Annotated in this window: 16 protein-coding genes and 1 pseudogene; 7 read left to right on the top strand and 10 right to left on the bottom strand. The window is 55.7% G+C overall.

What is annotated here, in order from left to right; translation table 11 throughout:
- Positions 1–116: 116 nt before the first annotated feature.
- A complete protein-coding gene (locus tag EYD00_RS14005) occupies positions 117–1283 on the top strand; it encodes an MFS transporter (RefSeq protein ID WP_034496500.1) in 1167 nt (388 codons plus the stop codon).
- Positions 1284–1434: 151 nt separating this feature from the next.
- On the opposite strand, the gene EYD00_RS14000 is transcribed toward EYD00_RS14005, so the two are convergent.
- Positions 1435–1638 (bottom strand): hypothetical protein, encoded by a 204-nt coding sequence (locus tag EYD00_RS14000; RefSeq protein WP_034496497.1) that lies wholly within the window; start codon positions 1636–1638, stop codon positions 1435–1437.
- Between the two features lie 238 nt (positions 1639–1876).
- Positions 1877–2830, bottom strand: a complete 954-nt coding sequence (locus tag EYD00_RS13995) for a GlxA family transcriptional regulator (protein ID WP_286084886.1) — start codon at positions 2828–2830, stop codon at positions 1877–1879.
- Positions 2831–2915: 85 nt separating this feature from the next.
- On the opposite strand from EYD00_RS13995, the gene EYD00_RS13990 reads away from it, so the two are divergent.
- On the top strand, positions 2916–3581 hold the full coding sequence (locus EYD00_RS13990) for a DJ-1/PfpI family protein (RefSeq protein ID WP_034496495.1): 666 nt from the start codon (positions 2916–2918) through the stop codon (positions 3579–3581).
- Positions 3582–3744: 163 nt separating this feature from the next.
- Here the strand turns inward: EYD00_RS13990 and EYD00_RS13985 are convergent, their stop codons facing one another.
- Positions 3745–3975 carry a hypothetical protein gene (locus EYD00_RS13985; RefSeq protein WP_034496492.1) on the bottom strand — a complete coding sequence of 77 codons (231 nt, stop codon included), beginning with the start codon at positions 3973–3975 and terminating at the stop codon, positions 3745–3747.
- Positions 3976–4376: 401 nt separating this feature from the next.
- On the opposite strand from EYD00_RS13985, the gene EYD00_RS13975 reads away from it, so the two are divergent.
- Positions 4377–4832 (top strand): hypothetical protein, encoded by a 456-nt coding sequence (locus EYD00_RS13975; protein WP_286084885.1) that lies wholly within the window; start codon positions 4377–4379, stop codon positions 4830–4832.
- 245 nt (positions 4833–5077) lie between these two features.
- Here EYD00_RS13975 and EYD00_RS13970 read toward each other — a convergent pair whose 3' ends face one another.
- On the bottom strand, positions 5078–5356 hold the full coding sequence (locus EYD00_RS13970; protein WP_034496490.1) for a hypothetical protein: 279 nt from the start codon (positions 5354–5356) through the stop codon (positions 5078–5080).
- Positions 5357–5749: 393 nt separating this feature from the next.
- On the opposite strand from EYD00_RS13970, the gene dcm reads away from it, so the two are divergent.
- The 4 genes and pseudogenes from dcm to EYD00_RS13950 all read left to right on the top strand — a co-directional run bounded on the left by dcm (position 5750) and on the right by EYD00_RS13950 (position 10240).
- The gene (gene dcm, locus EYD00_RS13965; protein ID WP_051674163.1) at positions 5750–7000 is read left to right on the top strand and encodes a DNA (cytosine-5-)-methyltransferase; all 1251 of its coding nucleotides are present in this window, start codon (positions 5750–5752) and stop codon (positions 6998–7000) included.
- Positions 6993–7451, top strand: a complete 459-nt coding sequence (locus tag EYD00_RS13960; RefSeq protein WP_034496485.1) for a very short patch repair endonuclease — start codon at positions 6993–6995, stop codon at positions 7449–7451. Before dcm ends, EYD00_RS13960 begins: the two co-directional genes overlap by 8 nt.
- On the top strand, positions 7448–8773 hold the full coding sequence (locus tag EYD00_RS13955; RefSeq protein ID WP_034496483.1) for an MvaI/BcnI family restriction endonuclease: 1326 nt from the start codon (positions 7448–7450) through the stop codon (positions 8771–8773). Before EYD00_RS13960 ends, EYD00_RS13955 begins: the two co-directional genes overlap by 4 nt.
- A 344-nt stretch (positions 8774–9117) precedes the next feature.
- Positions 9118–10240, top strand: a pseudogene (locus EYD00_RS13950) (RHE_PE00001 family protein).
- A 47-nt stretch (positions 10241–10287) separates the two neighbouring features.
- Here the strand turns inward: EYD00_RS13950 and EYD00_RS13945 are convergent.
- From EYD00_RS13945 to EYD00_RS13920, 6 genes are all read right to left on the bottom strand, one after another.
- Positions 10288–11277, bottom strand: coding sequence for a ComEC/Rec2 family competence protein (locus EYD00_RS13945; protein WP_051674161.1), 990 nt, complete (start codon positions 11275–11277; stop codon positions 10288–10290).
- On the bottom strand, positions 11278–11979 hold the full coding sequence (locus tag EYD00_RS13940; RefSeq protein WP_034496481.1) for a hypothetical protein: 702 nt from the start codon (positions 11977–11979) through the stop codon (positions 11278–11280).
- Positions 11979–14096: an ATP-binding protein gene (locus tag EYD00_RS13935; protein ID WP_034496479.1), complete on the bottom strand. Its 2118-nt coding sequence runs from the start codon at positions 14094–14096 to the stop codon at positions 11979–11981. The genes EYD00_RS13940 and EYD00_RS13935 overlap by 1 nt, the downstream gene beginning before the upstream one ends.
- Positions 14089–15375: a DNA methyltransferase family protein gene (locus tag EYD00_RS13930; RefSeq protein ID WP_051674159.1), complete on the bottom strand. Its 1287-nt coding sequence runs from the start codon at positions 15373–15375 to the stop codon at positions 14089–14091. Before EYD00_RS13930 ends, EYD00_RS13935 begins: the two co-directional genes overlap by 8 nt.
- A 401-nt stretch (positions 15376–15776) precedes the next feature.
- Positions 15777–17984: a hypothetical protein gene (locus EYD00_RS13925; protein WP_034496476.1), complete on the bottom strand. Its 2208-nt coding sequence runs from the start codon at positions 17982–17984 to the stop codon at positions 15777–15779.
- A complete protein-coding gene (locus tag EYD00_RS13920) occupies positions 17981–18835 on the bottom strand; it encodes a hypothetical protein (protein ID WP_034496473.1) in 855 nt (284 codons plus the stop codon). The genes EYD00_RS13925 and EYD00_RS13920 overlap by 4 nt, the downstream gene beginning before the upstream one ends.
- Positions 18836–19024 lie beyond the last annotated feature (189 nt).

Here is a 19024-nt window from a genome sequence, read left to right as displayed (position 1 = left end):
AGTGAAAGGAGAGGCGGTTTTTTCCACACGGGTTCGGATGTTGATGTCTGATGTAAGCGATTTGCTTTTGCCGTAGGCGTTATCTGACCGTCACACTTCGGCTCTACCAGTGAATGATGCAACGTCACCTCTTTGTGTTACTCCTCCTAGCGCTGACCCAGATCACCGGTTGGGGCGTGGTGAGCGTTTTGCCGGTGATCGCGACGACGGTCGCGGTAGAATTCCGAACCTCGCTGCCGATGATTTTTGTCGGAACCTCCGTGATGTTCGTCGCTATGGGGTTCGCTGCCCCTTGGACAGGCCGTGCGTTTCGCAGACTTGGACCGCGTTCTGTTATGGCTACCGGAGCCGGGATGATCGCGGCGGGGCTTTGTCTGCTGGCGCTGTCTCCGGACCTTTGGGTATTTTGGGCCGCTTGGGTGTTGATCGGGATTGCAGGCGCGATGTTTCTGACGACGTCAGCCTATGCCTATATCGCGGATTACGCAGGGGATAGGGCGCGGAGCCTTATCGGTACACTGATGCTGGTAACGGGTCTGGCGGGTAGCGTCTTCTGGCCCATCACTGCCTTCCTCGACGGTGTGGTTGGATGGCGTGCGACGGTTCTTGTCTACGCTGGCATCATGGCATTGGTCATTTGCCCACTTGTTTTAATCGGCCTGCCAGCGACCCGTGCCGTGACCGCGCCGGCCACCAACAATGGAAGTGCTCGCAAGGGTCCTGTTTTTGCCCTTCTTGTGACCGCCATCGCTCTGAACAGCTTCGTGACGTTTGGCATTGAAGCTGTAGGCATTGAACTTTTGCAGGCGACCGGAATGGACCTTGCCAAAGCCGTCACGATTGCCTCGCTTCTGGGGGTGTTCAAAGTGGGCGGACGCGTGGTTGACCTGCTGGGTGGGCAACGATGGGATGGGCTATCCACCGGGATTGTGTCCGGCGCGATGATACCCATCGGTCTACTGGTAATGTGGATAGGCGACCCAGGCATCCTGTCGGTGGCAGGGTTTCTTGTGATCTACGGCGTCGGAAGCGGGGCTTTCGCTGTTGCCCGAGCCACGATGCCGCTCGTTTTCTTTGAGAAAGCCGACTATGCCGCCGCAATGGCAACCATTGCCCTGCCAATAAATCTGATCAACGCACTGGCGCCGCCGGTATTGGCTGCGCTCATGGCGGGGATGGGAGCGCATGCGGTCTTTGCGGCGCTTGGGGTTCTCAGTGCGACGGCCTTTATGGTTTTATGGCAACTCAACCGCAAGAGGTCTTGGAGCACCGTAGCTGAGTGATTGCTACCGAAGAACTTTGTTTCAAGGTCGTCAGAGAGGCAGGCGAGGAGGCGAATATCTGCGGCAGTGGGTAAGTAACGAGTTAAAGAAGCCTTTATCCGATTAGCCAATCAAGCTTCTCTATTTTTATAAATGGCGGGTCAGATAGCGATCAGACAGTCCGCATTGGATGGTCCTGACCTCGCAGCTGTGCCAAGTCCTCGTCCATTTCGCTGAGCCGCATCATATGTGCAGTGATCTGCAATGAGATGATGTGCCGGTCGTCTATAGAGAAACGTTCCCACCTCTTGAGATTGTCGATGACCTCGATGAGGTCGAGACGTTCTTGTTCGAGCTTCTCCAAGTTCCAGATCATCGCAGCCGGGCTCCCGTTTCGACTTGCCTGAAACGGTAGCATGGGCGGATCGGTTCAAACCGATAAGATTTAGCGTAAATTTTATGTAAATTCCGAGTTGTTCCGACCCGCGGTTGGCGTGGTAAAGCAATTTAAGGGGATTCTCAGCTAACCACTGCTTGGTCGCGATATTGCCGTCGTCGAAGTCAGGGAACAGGCGTGTACCGATCCAATGCCTTCACCCGGAGGAAGACCCGCATCAGCCGCGGAACCTTTCCTGCCATTCTTTCGGTCCCACACCCAACCAGCGCAGGAACAGCCGCCGCATCGTTTCGGGTGATCCGAAGCCGCACTTCCGGGCAGTCGTTTCGACGGAGCTGCCGGTCTCCAACAGTACCTGCGCTCTCTCCAGGCGGATCATCTCGACGCCCTCAGCGGGTGTTCGACCTGTCCGTTGCCGATAATGGCGGACAAAGGAGCGGCGGCTCATTCCGGCCTGGTCAGCGAGGATATCGAGCGTGATGGGGCGTGCAATATTTGTGGCGATCCATGCGTGGAGTTCCATAAACCTGTCATCGACTGTCTGAAGTCCGAGCGGCACACTGAATTGGGACTGGCCTCCCGGCCGTTTGAGGAAGACCACAAGCTCGCGTGCGACGGTGAGAGCGAGTGCGCGGCCATGATCTTCCTCCACCATTGCCAGAGCAAGGTCGATCCCTGCCGTCACGCCCGCTGACGTCCATATCGAACCGTCACGCAAAAAAATCGGGTCGCGCTCTAGCCGAACTTTTGGAAATCGTTTTGTGAACTCGTCGCACCGGCCCCAGTGGGTAACGGCACGGCGACTGTCCAGTAGGCCGGCCTCCGCCAGCAGGAATGCGCCGCTACAAACCGAGGCCATTCGCCGGACACGGGGTGCGCGATCGCGAACCCATTCGATTAGCGGTGCGCGGTCGCAGGCAGCATTCACGCCGCTGCCACCAGCAACGATGGCGGTGTCAGGCGCAGATTTGTTCGTTGGCAAGGTCTTGCACACCAACGTTATGCCAGAGTTGCATGTGACCTGCGTCTCTTCGGCAACCAAAGTGACTTCGTAGAGCCCACCAGCCGTTGCCCGCGACAGCCGGTTGGCGGATGCGAACACCTGGGCGGGGCCGGTAGCATCGAGCACCTGAGCATCGGGGAAAAGAAGGATTTCGATTTGACGTAACATCGAGATTGGCCTGAAACGAGGGATTATTGGCATTCGTGCCACAGCATTTACTGCGATACTAACCGCGTCAAGACAGGAGAAATCAATGACCGTTCGTGTCGGTATCCTTTGCTTTCCAGGTGTTCAGCAACTCGATCTCACGGGTCCTTATGAAGTATTCGCCTCGGCGCGCGATACGCAGGTCGATCTCGTCTGGAAGACGACCGAGCCGATACGTGCGTCGACCGGACTGTGGTTGACACCCGACAGAGCCTTTGAGGAAGCGCCAGCCTACGATGTGATCTGTGTGCCTGGAGGCGGTGGCGTAAATCCTTTGCTGACTGACAAGGAGACACTGGATTTCCTGCGATCCCAGGCCGCCACTGCGCGCTTCGTTACTTCGGTCTGTACCGGTTCACTTGTGCTCGGTCAGGCGGGATTGCTCGCCGGGAAACGGGCCGCTACCCACTGGAACGCAATGGACTTTCTGCAGCGGTTTGGAGCGAACGCGGTGAATGAGCGTGTTGTTCGTGATGGCAGCCTGATCACCGCAGGCGGTGTCACGTCGGGCATCGATTTCGGGCTTGCTGTAATCGCCGAGCTGATGGGACAGGACGAGGCAGAGATAATCCAGCTGTCGCTCGAATATGCACCGGCACCACCCTTCAATGCCGGTTTGCCCGGCCAGGCGCGTAAGGAAATCGTCGCGGCGGCCCGTCAGCGTATGGCAAGGTCGCGAGAAGAAAGGGAGGTGTTGCTGGTGGGGAAGTAGCTGTCTTTGAAAAACGCGCGGAATAACAGGAAAAAGTTTTGCTGCGTCTCGCGCCTTTACTCCTGCAGCTCCCTGCGCCTTGCTTGCATTCTCCCGCCTGACACAAAAGGAAACCCTCCGCCTGGGAGGGTTTCTAATCGAACTGAATGTTTTGGTCGCGTTGCTAGAGCGCGCTTTGCCGGACGACGGTAATTTTACCGACTTCGACCAGCGGCGTGACGTCGAGGTTTTTGCCTTTTTCTGTCAGTTCGAGGCTGTAGAGGAATGCTCGACTGGCGGTATGGTCGCCTGTTGTCTGGATTTTTTCCTTGCCGAAATATGCTCCGGCAGGGATGGGAATGCCTGAGGCCTCACAGTCCTCAATGGCTCTAAAACGTACGGGTGCACCTTCCATTTGGTCCTCCTTCGGGTTGGCAAATGAAGAATATGCAGCGGGTACTGCCGGTTCATGATGCCCTGAAACAGACCGTGATGGAGAAACGCGTCAGATACGGCAATCCATGCTCGGTTTGGCAACGCGTTATTACGATCTGTCAGAGGATAACCCCAATTTATTGTCGTTTAATTAGCGGACACGACGCTTTCGATCGGGCTTTCAATAGCGAGGATAAAGCTGCCGTTTCTATCGAGCGTTTCCCTGCGGGCCGTGTTTCATCGTTATCCCGGAGCGCGATCAAAACCTTTGTGAGGATTCCAAATGAGCCAGTTGCTCCCGGTGACGCTGTCATTTCGTCTCAATAGGAGAGATATCGGTCTGGGTGGTACTGGCTTCCACGGCGATTGAAGAGGATTCTCGTGATTTCAGAGTTCATTGGGAAAGATTGCACGCTCGACCATCTGGCCATCCGAATCAGGAATTTTGCGGCGAGGATTTATCCCGAATTTCCAGGTGGGGAGGAAATCGCCCTTGTCGCCGCGCGTATCGGTAGTGACGAAATTGATTTCGCTGCTTACGAGTTCGGTCAGCCTGCGTGCCAATTTTCACCGCAACCGGTCGGGTCGGTGCTTGATGCGCTGTTTGAAAATTCGCCCTATAACCTTCTGATCCATTTTTCAGGTCATGATCTCTGGATCTGGGCGCCGGAGGATCACGAATACCTCGTTGTCTTTGGTGATAGCAATTCGGTCCAGGCGATAGAACGAAGTGAAATATTCTCATACAGCTTTGCTGAATATCTGGGCAGTGGATTGTTGTCGCAAGCGACAGTCACACATCTTCGCGGCGTAGCATCGAACTATACGATCGGGTAATCGCGGGCGAGCCCGCTGAGGGCGGCTATGGATGCGCTGGAAGGGTCCGGGAATATGTTCGCTGGCCGGCACAAGGGTAACCAAAGCACAACATTTTCACGGCGACGCCTAACTATCCAATCGTGTTGTGCCTTGAATGCATATTTTGAGATATTCGACCAGCGTGAACTGGTCTGCATCAAGCAACACCTCCGCAGAAGAAGGCTTTTTGGCCATTCCGCTGACATAGAAGCTCGGCGCTTCAGTCAAAGCAGAGAGACAATCATCATAGCCCAAAAAAAGACGAGCATGGCGATGCAGGCCGGGCGGAAGAGATAAAATCGCTGCCAGTTCGTGAGGCGGAGGTCGTTGTCGTGCATTGATCTGTCAAGTTTGACGTGATCCATTTCGCTATCGACAGAAAAATCACCACCATTCTTCTTGTAGAAATTATACTCCCGAACATGCGCGATAATCTGTTGCACAGCCAGAAGGCCAACCGCGATAAGAGCCGCAGAAAAAATGACGATCTCAAGTATCAGCAAGCGTTTCTCCTGTGCGATCTGTTGAAACGGCGACCTATCCGGGTGTGAATCAAAACGTGGGAGACGAAGTGCCAAACCGCTTCAATGGATGCAATTGTCTTTCAAAACTACGCAATGTCGATTTTTTTCGTCCAGTATCTAACAATGATGTGGCGGGCCCTGACCAGGGGCACAATGGCGTCGTCGTCGTTGGCTCGGCCCACATTGGAAAGCGCGGCGGGATCTGGCTTGGCCGTCGGCGTTGCGTCCTCCCCATTTGACGATAATCGTCTTGGCATCGTTAAATTCTTCTGTGTGAATTTGCCAAGTTGCGAACAAATGACGAACAAAATGTTTGTTCGCTGAGTCCCTTTGTGCCAGAGTGGCAAAAATCGACACAGCGGAGATTCGGGAATGACGCATCAGGACGGCAAGACAGAGTTCGCGCGGCTCAGGGAGCAGGCCGGACTCACCCTTGAGGAGGCCGCGCGCGTCACCAGGGCTTCTATCCGCTCCGCCTACCGTCACGAAAACGGCGAATGCTCTCCGTCTCCGCTCGCTCTCGACATGCTTCGGCAGCTGGCAGAAAGCCACCGGCTGCCGGAGAAGCCGGTCCGGTTCCGCTTTATTGACCTCTTCGCCGGCATTGGTGGCCTCAGGGTCGGTTTCGAGAGCATTGGCGGCAAATGTGTTTTCACCAGCGAGTGGGACAAGTACGCGGCAGAGACCTACCGGAAAAACTTTCCCGAGGACGAGGAACACGTCTTCGCCGGCGATATCCGGGAGTACACGAAGGATGACGAGGCGCTGGCAAGGATACCCGCGCACGACGTGCTGCTGGCAGGTTTTCCCTGCCAGCCGTTCTCGATCGCCGGCGTGTCGAAGAAAAATGCACTGGGGCGCCCCCACGGCTTTCTCGATGCAACACAGGGTACTTTGTTCTTCGATGTGGCGCAGATCATCCGCTACCACAAGCCGAAAGCCTTCCTCTTGGAGAATGTGAAAAACCTTCAGCGGCACGACAAGGGGCGCACGTTTGCAACCATCATGAAGGTGCTGGAGGAAGAACTGGGCTACAAGGTCGTGACCCGGGTGGTCAGCGCCCGGCCCTGGGTTCCCCAGGGAAGGGAACGTATCTTCATTGCCGGGTTCCGCGATCACAGCGCCGGATTCACGTTTGATGACGTCGCGGTTCCCGAAGGTCCGGAGCCGACCTTGAGCAGCATCCTGCAATCCGGCGTTGAGGCCAAATACACCCTGACCCCGAAGCTCTGGGAATATCTCCAGAACTACAAGAAGAAGCACGAGGCAAAGGGCAACGGCTTCGGGTTCGGTCTGTTTGGTCCCGGTGACGTCGCACGCACGCTTTCCGCCCGCTATTACAAGGATGGCTCCGAAATCCTGATCGATCAGGGGAAGGGGAAGCGTCCGCGCCGGCTTACTCCGAAGGAATGTGCCCGTCTGATGGGGTTCGAGCGGGGAAACCGCGTCTGGGAAATACCGGTGTCCGACACACAGGCCTACAAGCAGTTCGGCAATGCGGTCGTCATGCCCGTTGTCGAGGCCATTGCAGAGGCCATGAGCCCATGGCTGCCGGATGCCCGGTCCGGTCAGGTCCTTGATCTTCCCGACACGGAGGAGGAGAAGGCCGTCGTCAATGGCTGATATCGTTCCTGCCCATGTCCGCAGCCGGATGATGTCCGGCATCCGCGGCAAGGACACGAAGCCGGAACTGCTTGTGCGCAGGGCCCTGCACGCGGCCGGCTTTCGATACAGGCTGCATGAGCGCACTTTGCCCGGAAAACCGGATATGGTGTTTCCGAAATATTCCGCCGTGGTCTTTATCCATGGCTGCTTCTGGCATGGCCATGACTGCCATCTCTTCCGGATGCCCTCGACGCGGACGGAATTCTGGCAGGCCAAGATCTCTGGAAATGTGGCGCGTGATGTGAGGGCGATCACCCGTCTTCGGGAGACCGGCTGGCGTGTCGGTACCGTGTGGGAGTGCGCGCTCAAGGGCAGGGAGAAGTTGAAGGTTGATGATATTGCTGCAACTCTTGCCGTATGGCTGCGCGGTAAAGCTCCTCAACTGGAAATCCGGGGCCTCGCAGCATGATTGATACCCTTGAGGCCCTTGCCGGGCTGATGCGCCAGGATGGCGCCGAGCGAATTTACGCCAAGAAGCTTGCACCGAACGACAACTCGAAAAACCAGATTTATCTCGGCGGCGACTTTTCTGCCCTGAACGTCATTCCGCACGGTGCCGTGGAGACTGACGGGTCCGAAACGGCAGGGAGCGTGCGTGACCGGGCCAAGGCAAGTGTCCGGTTCTGGTGGATTGATGAAGACGGCCGTTACGAGGCCCCGAACGCCCAGCTCATTCTCTACCCGAAATACCCCGAAGTTCGGATGTCGGGCTTCCTGAAGGGATGCCGCAATGCGCCGGGCGATGTCATGCGCGTCCGTGACGAGGGCAGGGTGCTTTTTCTCGGGATCACCCGTGACGGGCAGGTTCTGGGCTACGCCGTGCCGGCTGGCAGTCCTCTGGCAAACGCCGTATATGCATCCGCTGATCTCCAGCCCGCAGGTGTCTTTCTGGAAATTCCGGCCGTGCCGGAAGCCGGCAGCACGAAACAGCGGCTTCTGGAGACGCTTGCTGCCATCTATGCAAAACACTGGATACCCTCACAGAAGCTTGGTGCTGACGGCGTTGCCCGTCCCTATGTCGCGCGAAACGGCGGCGGCTATACCCTGGAGGCCGAGCTGGGTATCAGTCCGAACGGCTATTCGGAACCGGACTACCTCGGCTGGGAAATCAAGCAGTATGGCGTAACTGACTTTGTCCGCTACCGGCCAACGAGCCCGGTAACCTTGCTCACGCCGGAACCGACCGGCGGTTTTTATCGCGAGAAGGGGGTGGAGGCATTTCTGCGAAGGTTCGGTTATGCCGACAAGAGCGGGAAGGCGGGGCGGTTGAATTTCGGGGGGATTTATTCGAGCGCCCGCGGCTATCACTCAGACACTGGCCTGCAGTTGCGCCTGACCGGCTACGATTTCGAGGCGGGAAAAATCACGGATCTGACCGGCGGTATTGCCCTTTTGGATCAGTATGGCGAAACGGCAGCGCTTTGGCAGTACACGGGCATCATCGAGCACTGGAACCGCAAACATGCCCAAGCCGCCTACGTTCCCTCGCTGTTCCGGACGCCGCCACCTGAATATCGCTACGGCCCGCGGATTCAGCTCTGCGAACAGACGGACCTGATCCTGTTCCTGAAGGCCTTGGCGGCGGGAACAGTCTATTACGATCCGGCCATCAAGCTGGAGACCGATGCCGCGGGGAACTTCAGGATCAAGCGACGCAGCCAGTTTCGTATCCGGCACGATCAGCTTGGGCAAATGTATCACGCGAGTGAGGTGGTTGAGCTTTCGATCTGAACTCTGTCCCTACTAGCGGGCGTCACGTCAATCGTTAAGAGTTAAAGCTCGGATATGGCGTGATCAATGCTTGGGGATCGAAATTACTTGAGTAAGATCTCGCGTGTCAAAATGCTTGTGGTACGTGTTTAGATTCTCCTGAGGGAGATAAGTTTGTACTTTTAGCTAGGGTTGCGCTATATTATTGCAGTATTATTCCCTTTATTTTACTGGGAATAATTCATTAATATCATGAATTATAAGGGGTAATCGTCGAAACTTATAATATAAACCAAAACTATACCATGTATCGAACTTAATTATTCAAATAAATTTTCTTTAGAAAATCATTTACCTCGATTTCAATGGCTTACGATGTTTCAAAAATCAGCATGAAGGCCCTGATGCGACCCGCTTTTGACGCCGGTGTCGTCCTGACCCGTCTCGACGAGCGCATCGCCCGCTTGCCCGTCGGCGCGGGCTTCATCGAGCGCATGCAATACACCGATGCCTGCGCCTCGCTGTGGATCGACGGTGAACTGGTGCATCTCGAAGACCTCGTCCTCCACGATGCCACACGCGACATCCGCGCCCCGACCTATGAGCTCACCATCGCTCGCGACGTGCTGCGGACTCGCCGACGGATTTCTGGGCAGTTGCCCGAATGGGCACTGTCACCGGAAGGCGTTCGAACGCTTCGGCAGACATCGGAGATTGCCCCGATCGGAACTGAGGCGGCGGAGGCAACCAGCACGGTGCGGAGCGCGGCTGCGATCGATCCGGACGGCGAGGGGAGCGACAGCGAAGAAGCCGAAGGGCTTCCCGGCGTCGACCTCGCGGCGATCGATGCGCTGCTAGCGCGATCTGACGCTGCGATCGAACACGCAAAACGCCGCGACCGGCCTGCGGTCGATACCCGCGAGCGAGCCACTCTCGTCTACGATCTCGATTTGGACGAGGATGCCCGGCTCGACGAATGGCGTGGTGTACTACGCCAGGCCGAAAACTTGCCAGCGGCGCTGCAGGCCGTCATCGCCCTCGATGCTGGAACGAAATATTGGTCCTGCAGCATGCGCCTTGGCTCGGACGGCTGTTTGCGGCCTCCATGCTGCGGCAGGCGGGTGCGCATCTCGCCGCCATCAACCTCGGCCTGAAACCATTCTCGTTGATCGACGACGACATCGTGTTCGCGAAACGCGGCTGCTTGCCATCGCCTGAGGCTTGCTGGCGGCGGCGGAGATCGGTATGAAAGAACATGACCGACTGGCGCTGGCCCGCACCCTGTTCGAGCGGAAGCTGGAAGGGCGGCGGACGTCGTCAAAGCTGCCAAAACTGGTCGAGCTCGTCATCGCAAAACCGGTGGTGTCGGCCGGGATGGTGGCCAAGACGCTGGAAGTCATACCGCAGGCGGCGCGGCGGATCGTTTTGGAGCTGGGGCTCCGCGAGATGACGGGGAGGGGGAGGTTTTGGGCATGGGGCATCTTATAAAAAATGGGTATCCGCGCCACTCCATGCAATTCATTCCTACGCCGTGATCAAATCAAGTTTTCTCCTGATGGTTGACACATCGGATGAGGTACACTTTCAGAAATGAAAGCACCATGGGACTGCTTGGCGATGTCGCTTCGCTCGCCGCCCTTTTCCAAAGAGAAGGTCATCGAGCCTGCGCAACTCGAGCCCTTGCTTTTACCGTGCGATCTTATGTTTTCCAGATGATTTGGCTGATCAGCCGACGTTGCGCGGCATCGCTCCGACAACTGGGTACAGGCAATCGCACAACCGCACTTCACAATCGAATCCACAACCTCGGGACGAGGGTTGTCGTGACGACCTCGACCATTGGAGAAGACGACGTTCTTCGGTTTCACGCTACCAATAAGCTTTTGGGTAAACTCTGTTATCGGGCCAGTGCCTGGCAGCCCTCCGTGATGGGGAAAAACGAGTGTGTTGGCGCTGAGGTCGGCGCCGCTACGCAATGCATCTTCCAGTGAAATGTCATCAATATCACCGGCCAGAAGGATGCCCGCGCGTCCTTGACTGTTGATCTTCAGCGCAGCCGACAAACTATTCGAAGTGACTATGCGCTTGTCGGCAGTTTGTCCGCCTACCCCTGTCAAGGCGAGAGAGGCCGATGGAGAGACGACCACGATCTCACTTTCACCGATACTGACGCGTCCTGGCGTGGTTGTGGAGAGGCTTGTCGTGACCCTGCATTCGCCTTTGCGTTCAGCAACGCTGACCGCAACTTTGAAATCCGCCCAGATCTTCGACCTTTTCTGGCTGTCCGGGTTGATGAACACTTCCTCTAGGTGGATCTTGTCACTTGTCAGCAGGGCGAGGATTCCCGCTATGTGATCCTTGTCCGTGTGCGAAATGAATGCTGCCCGAACCCGATCGACACCCATGTCATCCAAGGTATCAATCAGCATGCTTCCAACCGGGGCATCGATGACAGCTACCTGTGTATCGTCACGCAGGATTGCGCAGTTGCCATGGCCAACATCGAGAATGATGACTTCGCTCACTTACAGCCCTTCTCTTGGGGGAGGAGCGACTTCGTTGACATTGCGGAAGTAAAGATCATCCTCGCTCGTGCTGCCAATATTGACATCACCAAGGAGATAGGTGCCCACCTGCACTCTGTCACGGATCGCTGGGTCTATGCAGCTAAAAGGAATCGGCACTGCATGATCGGGGGACCACGAGGATACGACAGCGTCGAGAACTTGCTCGCCGCCGACCCCCTGGCTCAGACCATCCACTCGTATCAGAGATCTGTGGGGCTTCCGCTCATCAACTGGATCTGCCAAGATTTCCCTCTTGCAAACCTCGAAATACCCGCCAACCAATTCAGGGCGAAATGCATCGCGGCCGATGATGACGGGGACTGCGTCCCGAGACTCTCGCAGCTTCAGCCGGTCGGACGACTGGTACATGGTCAGCAACATTGCGGGGTGCCGTCGCTCCACCAGCTTCTTTACGACGTCGACCCCAAAGAAAGAGGCAAGCCCTTTGGGTTGAAGCCGATGATCGCAGATCACAAATGATGGATTCTGGGACTCGATTTCGGCAAGGAGCCGGTCAATCTCGCGGCCGTATTGGCCGGTAATCGCGCTTGGCTCCATGTCGAATTCACGAAGCTGATCCATCAAGTCTTCCCGACCGTCGTCGTCATCGTCGATGACCGTCACACGTGAGAGACGCATAGGATTTACTGCTATGTTCATCAAAGGAGCCCCCGCATAGGTGGTATTTTGATAATGAACTGCGCGCCTCCGAATGCCGTCAACGCGACAGCGTCGACAGTCCCGCCAAGGTCGCCCAGCGAATCGCGTACGATCGTCAGTCCGAAACCAGTTCCGTTCGCCGATGTCGTGACACCTGGAAGCCATATGTCTTTCAGATCGATCCCATCGATCCCGCCGGCGTTGTCGTCGATGGTCAAGATGATATTGGAACCGTCATAGCGGCTCGAAATCTTGATACGTCTGTCAAGCTGTTCAAAGTTGTCGCGCTGGAAGGCGTTGAGCGAATTCATAACCAGATTGAGGCAGACACCATCGATCAGAGCTTCGCTACCATTGATGTCAGTATACCCGCTGGTGAGTTCCAAGACGGTCGTGACCTTGAAGTAATCCGTTATGGGCGAGAGCAGTTCTGCTATCGCGACCACGCAATTGTTGACGTTCACCCGGCCAGACCGCCGCTTCTTTTTTGCCAGGAGTGTAAGCGGGATAGACATGAAGGAATTTAGCCGCACCTTCGCATTCGAGATGCGTTTGATCCGCTTGTCTGCCAAATCACGTTTTTCCTCAGGGATGAGCCTCTGGAGAGCTTCGATACCCTTATCGATGAGTTCCAGCGGTCGCCCGATTTCGTGGGCGAATACTGCTGAAGTCATGCCTGCGGTCGCGAGCGAACGGTAAAGCTGCAGCTCTTCCCTAAGCGACTGGGTCTCTCTGCCAGATTCCTTGACCAGGCGCGCGATGGCATCATCGACCCTTTTTCGGTCCGTCGTCGAAACGGTATGCGCCAGGACCTTGTCTAGGTTCGCGGTGGCTTTCTCGGTCTTCTGCTGTGAAGCCTGCTTTTCCGCCTGACGAACTTTGTCTCGTTCCCGTGTGAGCGCTCTGGCCGCCCAGTCCAGAGCGTCCTGGCAGCATCGTTTCATTTCGGAAAACGTATGATTTTCGATGTAGCCGCTACGATCCGTCTTTTGAATCAGAGATCGTTCGGGGTTCGATAATCTAACCAAACCTACCGAAGTGTTTGTCGACGGTCGCATCTCCGGACTTCTCGCGCGTCGCAAGTTAATTTCAAGCCAGTCGTCGCCAGGCCCACCATAAGGTGGTACTCGGATCCCATCTTCATAGACGTGTACACCGCCTACTTGATTCAGCCAGTCGCGAACTTCCGAAACGGTTGATGCTCGGGTCGAGAAAGATTTGCTGTCAAGGATAAACACCCAGAGGTCGAACGCGAAAGCTGGGGTACGATATAATGGTTCGTCGTCGGCAGAGGCAGTGACCTTCTCATGGAGCACGTCGCCTTTCCAGTCCACAATGCGAAACGCAGTCGAGGTGTCAGGGGTATGGGAAACACTGATCCGATATTCCGCATCGCCGTAATAGGCCTGAGCAACCTTGGCCTGTAGATCAGCATATTCAGGAGATAGAAGTTCTGCCCGAAACCCTGGATCGTTTACACCAGGGTCATCCTGAGCCGTATGTTCGACCGCGCTGTCACCTGGAGCAGATGATAACGCGGACCCTGCAAACGGGTCCGAAAGCAGCAAAAGATTGCGAGCGAGCTTGTTGACAGATGTCCGACTGAAATTCGCTCTGACGGACTCGATGATGATTTCAGTGCCGTGCGACATCTCCGTGTCGAGTTTTTCGACATCGAGGTCGACGTCCTCGACAAGGCTCGCCGAGTCGAATCGAGCCCAGTCTATGCTCAATCTGTATTCGACACCGGGCTCCTCTATCGGTCTTGTGATCAGTCTTACGGATTTTCCCAGTCGTAAGGCAGCCAAGCGCCCAAGACCCTTATCGCCGGCAGGAATGCGGTTGAATAGCCTTGTCCGTGTCTTTTGATTTTTGCTTGATTTTCCGATAACCAGCCAGCCGTCCCTGATGCCGGCCGCCGTCATTCCGGTTCCGTCATCCGATACCTTTATCGTACCGGTTTCAGAATGGACATTCTCCAGCGATATGGCGCACAATTTTGCGTCCGCATCGTAGGCATTCTTGACGAGCTCCATAATCCCCTGATCACTGTCGGAGACGAGCTCCTCGCCGAGCCTGGCTAGAATGTCTGGGGAAAACCGTATGGATTCAGCCATTGTTCTCGTTCCACGGGATAGAGCCGATCGATGCTGTGGTCAGATGTCGGCACCGTATTGTTTCATTGAGGTAGGTAGACGTCTTGGGCCCCTTGAGGACGTCCAGCAACTTTTCGCATGCTCCAAGGGATCCATCTTTTGGAAGCAAGACCAGCAGATGGTTTTCGACCGCGACCCGCCTTTCACCAATGATGATGGTTGCGACTGCCCGTTGACGATCACTCGGACTGGACGTTCTTCGGACTACGACAAACGGAGGCTCGAACGTAGTTCCTCTGAAACGGCGGCTGCGATCTGGCGTAAAAGTCGCCCACGCTGGTGTCGATTTTGCGCAAATGTATCGGCTCCATGGGCCGACCTCCAAATCCCGGTGTGGCACGACAGCGCCAACCCGAACGTCAAAATTGCTGCTTACCGTTTGTCCATCGGCTTCTTTTCTTACGATATCTCTCCATACCGATGGGCTTGAGCCATCGCACAGGAGTGTCGTGAAGACATCGACGTCGGTCCACGTGTCGAAGCGACCGCATGAGCGATAACCGCCGAAGAGCCCTGCGCTCTCTAGATGCCGGCGAAAGCGTTCATAGCGGCTGCCACACCTCAAGACTTCAGGGAGAACGGCTGCTATAGGCGCTCCAGGTTTACGATTTTCAACGACAGCAGCGAGAAATGTCGCTGCGGCGTTGACGTTCCCGGATCCCCAATGAGCTGATCCGTGTTCGGTTGTCTGCCCGAATGGCGGGTTGAACAGAAATCCGTCCACATCGGCCAGAGATGGCAGCTCGGAAAGCATGTTACCTACTCGAATGAGCGGAAAGTAATCATCGATGTCCCTCAGCCGAGAGTTAAACTTGCCTCGCGATCGTGCCAACATGACGAGACGCGTTTTTGCCATGCGCACGAGGTCGGCATCGAGATCTAGTCCGGCAAGTTTTGCTCCCCAGTCGGCTAGTGTGCCTTCGAGCGTAGCCTGCAGCGGCAATCCGGCGGCATATGCTAGGAGGAGGTCTCCAAGGCCGCATGTAGGGTCCATAACAAGAGCGTCAGCTCGGACAGTAAGGCGGAGGGATGATGCAAGGGAGCCTGCAATCTTCGGACCGGAAAAGAACGTGCCTTGCTTGCGCCGCTCCTCAATGTCTAGGGACTGACGAAATAGCCGATATGCTAACCCATTAAGAAGCGGCTCCTCATGCACGTCGCCCGGCGACGAGGTACGCTCCAAAGTGACCTCAGAACTGGCGACTTGCACCAACTCATTAAAGCTGCCGATGCCAAGCATATCCGACGTATTTCCTCATTTTGATCGAACGTTGCTCACAACCGGCCTGTTGCATTACCCGTTCTTGGCGCTCACAATGAACATTTAATCGATTCACGGCAAGCGCAGCTAAAGCGTCCTAGAGCTGCGTACCTGCGATCTTGGTAGAAAGGTTTCCCGGCCAACGCCATATTTTGCCTTTTGATTCCGATTTTTCGATTATTAAGCGCGATCTCCTGCTGCATCGTCCCCACGTTCAAAACCTGACCAATCTGTGGGTGGACTTTGTTTTCTCAACCTCATGTGTTGCGGTTTTCTGAATGAGTGTTCATGGGCTTGCTGTCCCGACTGGTTCGATCAGCGCCGTCCAGATGCGTTTATCAGAATTTCGGTTAACTGCTGAACGGGCGATCCTCAGGAGCTCAACGTGCATCTCCCACGAGCAGCCCGTCCTTGGTTGCACGATCTAGAACCTCTGGAAGTCCGTCTCCATCCTGAGAAGAGATAAAGACGAGTTGATGCTCTGCTCTGCTCATCCCAAGGTACAGTTCGGAAAGAAAGCGACGCTGCTGGTGGCCGCTGTAGCCGCCATCGGGGACGAGGTTCTTGTTGGCGTCGAGGATGATGACGGTGTCGAATTGCAACCCTGCAACGTACTCCGGCGTGCTTAAGACCGTCTTCTTCTGCATAAACTTAAGCCGGGCCACATCATCTCGCGACTTCAGGGTAAATATGTCCTTGGTCTCCTGCGCTTCGGCGGCCCGTGCATATTCTGAGAAGCGTTCTTGATCTAAGCAGAGGATCGCAACTCTTCCGCCACGTCGGCGAGCGTCTGGTGAAAATCGCTTGGAGCAGGCAATCGCCTCTCTATAGGCGGCGAGCTTATTAGGAAGGACCCTGACGGTCGGCATTGGACCACTTGCGAGGCCGCTGGTTGCCATCGGAACGTTCCAGTCCTCACCCAACTCGAGGCCGGGCACGGCATTGAGAACCCTCTTTATGAGGCCATCGATCTCGGGCGTGTACCTGTACACATCGATAAGATCGATCCTATCTGACTTGGGCAATCGAGCGCTGTCGTAGACGTCCGGCCTGCTTCCGGGGCCCTGCTGCACCGACGTAACGAACATTTCGCGCGGCGACTGCTTGGGGTCTAGTGCCATGACCACCAATGGAGCTTTGTCTCCATCCGACAGGAGGTGATGAAAAGTCAGGCGTTCCTGGGCGTTGAACAGATGTGTTTCATCGACGAAGACGATGTCGTAACCCTGATCAGATCGCGCTGCCTCCCAGTAGAAGGTCTGCAGGTCAGCAAGGACGTCGCATACGATTTGATCTGACGAGATCATTCCCTTAAGCTTAAGCTGAGCTAGGAAACTGCCCCAGAGCCGGAATACCACCTCCTTCTCGACGTTGTTGGCAAGCGGCATCATATACTGCATTCGCCGGATACGAATGTATTTTTCGAGTTCACTTTGTCGCCCAAGAATGCCCTGGGCGGCGAGAACGCAACCGAACTCGACTAGCAGGTCCCACTCAAAGTAGAACAGTCGGCGGGAACCTGCTGGGGCCTCGATGGCATTCACAAATTCTTCGGAGCAGTCACCCCTAAAGGCTATCCAGTCGCTTGCCATGAAAGCGGCCAGAACTTCACCAATCTCAGCAAGAGACTTGCGCTTGCCCTCCTCACTATCGACACCAAGTGGCTCACGTCCAATCTCTGAGTAGTTGCGCTTCCTCGCGACTTCGAGAAGCGGGAAAACCTCTAGCGTGGCAGCACCAGCCTCGGCATGGTCAAGCTGACTAATAAGACCATCGATCTGTTCAGCCATCGACCAGCTATGGGTGAGGAACAGTATCCGCTTGGCTTCGCCAGCTTTGTTCGCCTCATTCTTAATTTTTACGGCCTTCATAACCATGGCCAGCGTTTTACCGGTACCCGCGGCGCCGCGTAGACGCAGCGGCCCGGTGAGTTCTCGCTCTACAAATTCGCGTTGCCTTGGTGCCAAGTGTAGCATCCAGTCTTCGAAGGAAATCCCCTTCGCCAGCAAACCGCGGTCCATTAGTTCCAGGTCGATGCTTTCGTCATAGTCTTGCTGCTGCTTGCTAGGCGTTCGCAAAATCGAACTAAACTCCAGCCGTGCGTTGATGTACACGTCGCTATCTGGTGTGAGGCTAGACAAGTCTCGAACCTCCCCACCGGCCGAGAGACCAAAGACGTAAGTGTCCCCGGACTCGTCGTAGTTGACCTCAGCCAGTATTCGTTCCGTCGCGCCGACCCCATAGGCAAACACGGAGACTCGATTATCTTGCCTGAACGGCATCCATTTCGGATTGAGCGCTATGCTCTTGTCAAAGCTGCGGAGCGCGATACGAGCGCAGCGATCGAAGACCGCCCGCCGCTCCGTCGGTTCGACGCCGTCGAAGAGGCCGCCGTCCCAGCGCCGAATGACTAGCAGACGGCAATCTGGTGCGCAGCTTTGCGCCGATATGTATACGCCATGCTCCCCGAAGTGGACATTCGGTACAGCCGTCTCGGCAGTCGTGTCATCAAGGAGGAGGCTCTCTACCGATAGGTCCAACGAGCCTAAAACGCTAAGGGCCTTCTCTGTTAAAACAAGCGGTCTCATTGGCTACTCACGAATTCAAAAAAGCGTTGCGAGGCGCCTTTTCGGCGGACCTCATGATCTTCGGGTAGGCCAATGTCGCTGAACACCTTCCCGAAATTCTGACTGATCGCATATCTAAACGTCGCCGACACACGCGCGATCCGTTTCGCAGTTGCGCCTTCGAACCTTATGTCATCCGGCTTCTTCGCAATATCGTCTTCGCGGCATTGCCGCATATGTCGCAGCATCACAAACAGGCCGTCGTGCTTTTCGAGGGGAAGACCCGGTATATAGAATATGTCCCCAGGAAGTCCGCTAATGGTGTCTTGAAAGGCCTTGTGCATAACGGCAGGATTATTCTCGGCTGCGGGGTTAACAAGTCGAAAGATAGCCGTGAACTTAGCCAAGTCCGGTTTATTCTCGTTCAGACACTCACGAATTTCGTGCACGGGCCTTATAACGTTCAGAAGATCGGCACGCTGTCCTTTGTCGCCGCATCCCATCTGATCGAGTATCTCTTCAGGCTGTGTGCGCTTGACCCACGCCTCCAGTGCATCCTTTGATATCTCGGTGGATTTCGAGCGATTTTTGCTAAGCCACTTGTTGACCCGCACAGCACACTTGGCGAGACGCCTGTCTAATTCAGGCTCTAGGATCGCCGGTCGCCAAAAGGTCCAAATGAAATCCCGGGTCGTTAGTGCCGGAAGATACGATATGTAGCCCCCATGCTTCCTGCGGTGCAGGTCGCAATCGGCGGTGATGATAATTCCGTATCTCTGCCAAGGATCCCCCGTAGTTTCCCCAACCCATTCAAAGACTTCACCCTGCTGCAGCGTGTCCCAGTCTTCAATATCCTCATACTCGAACGACAATGCCTTGATCTTTCCCCGTTGTGAGAATCATTCCGCCGAATCTGCCGACCAGCATGGCTTGCCCCCAATTTGTCTTCAATGATTTGTTTCGAACTGGCGATCTGTAGAGCATAGGCTTAGCTTTTTCTACCTAAAGGATCAAAGGGTCACACGCATTCAGGGTGAAAATTGCCGCTTCGGGTCAATGGG

It is taken from the genome of Agrobacterium sp. 33MFTa1.1, from assembly GCF_004328495.1.
In the GTDB taxonomy this organism is placed as follows: Bacteria; Pseudomonadota; Alphaproteobacteria; order Rhizobiales; family Rhizobiaceae; genus Agrobacterium; species Agrobacterium pusense.
The sequence above is the reverse complement of the archived record's forward strand: the minus strand, read 5'-3'. Positions and strand labels throughout refer to the sequence as shown.